Consider the following 6,396-nt stretch of genomic DNA (forward strand, 5'->3'; position numbering starts at 1 on the left):
TGCTTCGCGCACTTTATCTAACAGTCTCTAGCCGCCAAACGCAAAAGGAAAAGCCAACTTCAAAGCTGCGGTAATCAGCAGATTTGCAAGTCCAATTGGTAATAGGAATTTCCAGCCGAGGTCAAGCAGTTGGTCGATGCGAACGCGAGGAACAGTCCAACGCAAGAGGATTGCAAAAAAGATAAAAGCGTAAGTTTTAACTAGGGTTGACGTTAGCCCAATAAATGCTGCTAAAACCTGCCACCAAGCTGTATTCGCTTCAATCCCCAAGGCTTCGCTAATTCTGTCAATAGGGAAAGGCAATTCCCAGCCACCGAGGTAGAGAATTGATGCTAGCAAACCTGCTAGCAAGAGGTTGGCGTAGGAACCACCGTAGAAGAAAGCAAATCTGATTCCTGAATATTCAGTCTGATAACCAGCAACTAGTTCTTCTTCAGCTTCAGGCAAGTCAAAGGGCAGTCGCTCACATTCTGCAAGAGCCGCAATGATAAAGATTACGAAGCCAATTGGTTGTCTCCAAATATTCCAAGAGAGAATGCCATATTCAGCTTGTTGGTTGACAATATCAATGGTACTAAGTCCGTTAGTCATCAAGGCTACGGCAAGAACAGCTAGTGCAAGAGGAATTTCATAGCTAATCGATTGCGCAGCAGCACGCAAACCACCAAGCAAGGAGTACTTATTGTTGGAAGAGTAACCCGCCATCAGCAAACCAATTGGGGCAACGCTGGAAATGGCAATGATAAAGAATACGCCCGTACCAATGTCAGAGATGATCAGGTTTTGACCAAAGGGAATGACTAAATAACATAAGAAGACAGATGTAAATACCAGCGCTGGCCCGATTGTGTAGAGCAAAGGATCAGCTTTAGCGGGGATCGTGCCTTGCTTGATGACTAACTTGGCTACGTCTGCGATCGGGATCAACAGTCCAAAAGGGCCCGCATATTCAGGCCCAATCCGTTGTTGAGCGGCGGCGGAGATTTTTCGTTCTAGCCATGTGCATACCAATGCGCCGACTGTTACGCCTAAAACCATTACTGCCATGGGCAATAACATCCAAATCACTTTGGCGACATCGGCTGGCAATCCTAGCCCTGTCAGGATTTCAATTAAAGATCTTTGTAAATCAATTCCACCGTACATTAGCGATCGACCTCACCCATAATAATATCCACACTTCCTAAAATTGCCATGATGTCGGCGAGCTTCATGCCACGCACGAGGTCTGGCAAGATTTGCAAATTAATAAATCCTGGTGGACGAATCTTGAAGCGCCAAGGAAATACGCTATCTTCACCGATGATATATACGCCTAGTTCACCCTTTGGGGCTTCAACTCGGACATAATGCTCGCCCGATGCAACCTTGAAGGTGGGTGATGGCTTTTTGCTAATGAACTGATAGTCCATTGAGTTCCATTCACTCTTGGGTCCTGCGAGAACTCTCTGTGCTTCGAGGTTTTCGTAAGATCCACCAGGAATTTGTTTGAGACATTGCAGGATCATTTTCGATGATTCACGCATTTCACGTACACGCACGAGATAACGGGCGAGGCAGTCGCCGCCATTGTCCCACTGCACATCCCAATCGAGTTCATCGTAGAGCTCGTAATGATCGACTTTGCGTAAATCCAGCTTTACGCCTGAACCACGTAACATTGGTCCCGACAAGCCCCAGTTGATGGCTTCATCGCGTGTGATCGTGCCAAGTCCTTCAATTCTTTTACGGAAGATGGGATTATTGGTAATTAATTTTTCGTATTCGTCGATAACGGGTACGAAGTAATTACAAAAGTCTTCGCATTTCTCGATCCAGCCGTAGGGGAGGTCGGCAGCAACTCCCCCGATGCGGAAATAGTTGTGCATCATCCGCATCCCTGTCGCTGCCTCGAACAAGTCATAGATCATTTCACGTTCGCGGAAGACATAGAAAAATGGCGTTTGTGCGCCGATATCTGCGACGAATGTGCCGAGCCACAGTAGGTGAGAGGCGATGCGGCTAAGTTCTAGCATGATCATGCGGATGTAGCTGGCGCGACGCGGCACTGGCACATTAGCTAGTTTTTCGGGTGCATTGACGGTGATTGCCTCGGTGAACATGGTCGCGAGGTAATCCCATCGGGTCACGTAGGGCAAATATTGGATAATCGTGCGATTTTCGGCGATTTTTTCCATCGAGCGATGCAAGTAACCTAATACTGGTTCGCAATCGACTACGTTTTCGCCGTCTAGCGTGACGATAAGTCTGAGAACGCCGTGCATGGATGGGTGGTGAGGTCCCATATTTATGACCATGCGTTCGGCTTTGGTTTCAATCATCACCATGATTTGCGATCGCCTCTTTACTCTGTAAACTGTTGCTCTGGTTAATTAGTGCTAGTTTTTGCTAGTTATTTAGGATGTGTAGAACATCCTAAACGCTAATTATTTTAAGTCACGGCTTGGGATATTGCTGCAACAAATGACTCTATTAGTTACGCTATTTAAGTAGATATGCCTTGATGGTTCTCAGTATATCGCCATGTTGGAGTGGGAATATGTGTTAAGTGGTAGTAAATCAATGATTTTTGCCTTATGTTATTTTATTAATATCATAGATTTTTATCTATCATTTAGCCCAAGATCATAATCTTTAAATTATGGCAGCCTTTAATAATTCTAAAGCCAATTAAACTATTGCTTGTTGGCTCTACCTAATTAAGTAGCAGCCCAAAAATTAAGTAGGAGCCAAAAACTGTATCGTCCGTGCAGCAGACGGTAAAGTTTTTAGAGTTTGGTTTTTAGTTGTGAAAAACCCATAAGCTCTTTGTGCATGAGAATTGCTGAAACTTAATAATATGGCAAAGTTTTTTTGCAAAATTGCCATATACTAGATAGGCTGTCAAGTTTTCAACAGTAATAAGGAAGGAGCTATGTCCCGTTATAGAGGTCCGCGCCTCAGAATCGTCAGAAGACTCGGAGAGCTTCCCGGTCTAAGTCGCAAACAACCTAAGCACGCATATCCACCTGGAATGCATGGTCAAGATCGCAAAAAGCGCTCTGAATATGCTGTGCGCCTCGAAGAAAAGCAAAAGTTACGCTTTAACTATGGTCTCACCGAGACTCAAATGCTGCGTTATGTACGTCGAGCTAGACGAGTTAAGGGTTCTACAGGCTTAGTATTGCTACAATTGCTAGAAATGCGTCTAGACAATACCGTTTTCCGTATGGGATTTGCACCGACGATCCCTGCTGCGCGTCAACTGGTAAACCATGGACATATCACTATTAATGGTAAGAGTGTCACCATTCCTAGTTACGGCTGCCGCCCAGGTGAAGTAATTAGCGTTAAAGATAACGAAAAATCTCGTAAAATTGTCGAGCGTAATCTCGAATTCCCTGGTCTTTCTAACATTCCTAGCCATTTAGAATTTGATAAGGCGAAGATGACTGGTAAGGTCAATGGCGTTGTCGAACGCGAATGGGTAGCACTGCAAGTGAACGAACTGCTGGTTATTGAGTACTACTCACGCCAAGCTTAAGGTTGAAGCACTCAGCTACGGGCTTTGTTGATCTTTAGATAAATTGCTTGTAGCTGAACGCCTTCCAACTGGGTAAACTGCCGATTGGGTAAACTCTATTAGGTTCAAATTCACTGCGAATTATGCAGTTAAATATTTCTGCTCCTGTAAACCTCGATTTACACGTTCCTAAGGACTTTGTTAGGGGTTGTCCCCGCAGTGTCCGCATGGATATTGATCATCTGCTTCTAGCGATCGAGGCGCTGGACTTAGAAGCAGTTGAAGTAATGCTGGTCTTAATCGAGCAGTTAGGTTTAGAAAAGACGATTCCTAGTCGTGTTGCTTTTTGGCGACTACGTAATACGAATCCGCTGCGACGCAACTATCAACGAGCGAGTCTAAGCTGGGATGAGCTCAAGGCATTGGTAAAGATTGTTTGCACGATCGCTAAGCAGTTAGATACGGGTTTACGCTTACTGCTGAGTACCCATCAACAGATGATTGAGGGCAAGATCGAGGCATTAGGTTTACAGCAAAATCAAGTTTTTTTAGAAAATTATATTGATCGCTTCACATCTTTATATATCGGTCGGATGCGATCGCCTTCCCCCCTGAATAAAGAAGAAATTCGTGAGTTGGCGTTGCAATTGCTGACGCGGTTATTGTTGTGTAGTGGTGTTGCCGGCGAATTTCGCCTGTGGAATAGTTTGTTTGATGGAGCGATCGCCTAATGATTCAACGCAGCTATAGTTTGCCTAGTTGTACTTTGCTGGTTGATGGGATCATCACGGGTAGTGATGTGATGTCAATTTTGACCAGCTTTAGTTGCCGCTTTAGCCATCACACTGAGCCAATTGTGGGTGGTTTGGAACTGCTAAATGCTTTAGTTAAAGTCGTAGGAGCCTATGCTCAAGCTCTAAAAAGTAATACTTTGGTGGCAATTCCCGAAAAGCAGATACGTCTCGAACCAGAAGGAAAACATCTCCATGTGCTTTCGGTATTGCTCAATGAAGCCGATGCCTACAATCCTAAGCAGTTACAAATCAAACTAAATACAATTCAGCTTTTTGATCTGATGGAGAGTCTAGATCGTCTATGTTGCGATCCAACAACTTTGCCTGACTTGAAACTGGTGACTCAGATTTCTGACTACCGATCGCAGTCTCAGTTAAATAGTCAGGCTGTACCAGCGATCGCTGGTGTGGTGAGTTTGGCGATCGCGGCAACGGTTTTGTATTTTATCCCCATCCCAAAACCTCAACCAAAGCCAGCTCAGACTGTTCCTGTGCAAACTAAACCATTGCCTAAGGTGACAACTCCACCAACAGTTAGTCCCACAAGTTCGCCAACTCCTGAGAATTCAGCAAGTCCTGAGAGTTCGCCAACTCCTACTTCTAGTGCTAGCCCAAATTAAAAAAAGGAGATGTGCAAAGCACATCTCCTTTTTTTATGTGGTTTTCGTAGCTTCATATACATAGCTAAACATAGATCTGCGGCTCAATTGATATAGGAAGTTTTAGCCCAACGGGCTAAAACTTCCTATGATCTTTGTGGGTTAGGTTTGATGACTGAGGTACTCGATCCGACCAAGCTTTTATTTGATTTGCATCGGGGAACAGAAATTGCTGAAACTTTCTCTGGATGTCTAGATCCAGAAGCGATTGCGCATCGAGTGACCGATGGGATCGTGGAGAGGTTTGATTGTGCTTTTGCTAGAGTATGGTTGCTAGAGCCAGATCGGACTTGCCTAAAGCTAGTTGCTTCTTCGGGTATGTATACGCGCATTGATGGCAGGTTTGCGAGAGTACCGATGGGCGCATATAAGGTGGGAAAAATTGCCCAAAACCGCGTTTCTTTTTTAAGTAATCATTTAGCTGATGAGACTTGGGTTGGCGATCGCAATTGGGCAATCACTAACAATATTCGGGGTTTTGCAGGTTACCCACTAGAAATCAAAGGCAGAGTGGTGGGAGTTTTAGCTGCTTTTAGTCATCAAGAAATGCCGCCTGAGTTTTTAGAATTTTTACGAATGCTCTGTACGATCGCCGCGATCGCTATTGATAGTGCGTTTAAGCATCAACAAGAAAAACAAGCTTGGCAGAGTATGAGCCAGAATCAAGCGATCACTCAAGGTTCGTTATCTGATCGCCTAGCTCATATTTTGAATTTCAATCGTTTGACTCTGGTAGGCACTGAAAAGGTTCTCAATCTGACGATTGACTATGTGTTTCTAAGGGCTGCCGAAATTCTCAATCAAATTGGAGGGGCTTATTGCCGCTTAATTTATTCTGATATATCCATTTCGCTAGAAGCGATAATTGCTAAGACAGGGGTTAGAATTGCTGACCCGCAAAAATGGCTGCGATCGCTATTTGGTGAATTGTTTTTGATCGTTTCCAGTTTAGGTGGGGTGATCAATATTCATGATACCGAATTACAAATTGCTATCACAATTCCCTTTACCAAAGATGCAATACCTTTATCAGATCGCGAATTAGAAATGATGCAGCTATTAACTCAAGGATTACGCGATCGGGATATTGCTCAAAAGTTGATTATTAGCGAAAGTACAGTCAAGTTTCATATCAATAATATTCTGACTAAGCTTAAGGCAAGGACTCGTTTTCAGGCTCTGCATCTAGCAATCGTCAATGGATGGATTTAAGAATGTTTTCAAATTCTTGTTTTTTACTAGAGATTAGAGAATGTAGGCGATCGCCTTCTTCCTGTTGTTTCCTCTCCTCAAGTTCTAAGCGATACGCTTAAACTGAAATTATAGCAAAGAAAGGGATAGTTAGGACAATTGACAGAAGGCTTGCTGTACGGCATCCCATAAACTTTCACATTTTCCTATAATCTTACTGACATGATGTTTTAACCTTGCCCAAAATTTC

Annotated in this window: 6 protein-coding genes; 4 read left to right on the forward strand and 2 right to left on the reverse strand. The window is 43.9% G+C overall.

Annotated features, from left to right (window positions below; translation table 11 throughout):
• Positions 1 to 27: 27 nt before the first annotated feature.
• Complete coding sequence (nuoH, locus tag CQ839_RS20445; RefSeq protein ID WP_103670141.1) at positions 28 to 1,146, reverse strand: NADH-quinone oxidoreductase subunit NuoH; 1,119 nt, start codon at positions 1,144 to 1,146, stop codon at positions 28 to 30.
• On the reverse strand, positions 1,146 to 2,327 hold the full coding sequence (locus CQ839_RS20450; RefSeq protein WP_103670142.1) for an NAD(P)H-quinone oxidoreductase subunit H: 1,182 nt from the start codon (positions 2,325 to 2,327) through the stop codon (positions 1,146 to 1,148). Before CQ839_RS20450 ends, nuoH begins: the two co-directional genes overlap by 1 nt.
• A 587-nt stretch (positions 2,328 to 2,914) precedes the next feature.
• Between CQ839_RS20450 and rpsD the strand changes: the two genes are divergently transcribed.
• The 4 genes from rpsD to CQ839_RS20470 all read left to right on the forward strand — a co-directional run bounded on the left by rpsD (position 2,915) and on the right by CQ839_RS20470 (position 6,167).
• Positions 2,915 to 3,523, forward strand: coding sequence for a 30S ribosomal protein S4 (gene rpsD, locus CQ839_RS20455; RefSeq protein ID WP_103670143.1), 609 nt, complete (start codon positions 2,915 to 2,917; stop codon positions 3,521 to 3,523).
• Positions 3,524 to 3,645: 122 nt separating this feature from the next.
• Complete coding sequence (locus CQ839_RS20460; protein ID WP_103670144.1) at positions 3,646 to 4,233, forward strand: DUF3038 domain-containing protein; 588 nt, start codon at positions 3,646 to 3,648, stop codon at positions 4,231 to 4,233.
• Positions 4,233 to 4,916 carry a DUF4335 domain-containing protein gene (locus tag CQ839_RS20465; RefSeq protein WP_103670145.1) on the forward strand — a complete coding sequence of 228 codons (684 nt, stop codon included), beginning with the start codon at positions 4,233 to 4,235 and terminating at the stop codon, positions 4,914 to 4,916. Before CQ839_RS20460 ends, CQ839_RS20465 begins: the two co-directional genes overlap by 1 nt.
• A 150-nt stretch (positions 4,917 to 5,066) precedes the next feature.
• Entirely contained in the window at positions 5,067 to 6,167 is a 1,101-nt protein-coding gene (locus CQ839_RS20470) for a LuxR C-terminal-related transcriptional regulator (protein WP_103670146.1), read from the forward strand.
• Positions 6,168 to 6,396 lie beyond the last annotated feature (229 nt).

The sequence above is a fragment of the Pseudanabaena sp. BC1403 genome (assembly GCF_002914585.1).
Lineage (GTDB): Bacteria > Cyanobacteriota > Cyanobacteriia > Pseudanabaenales > Pseudanabaenaceae > Pseudanabaena.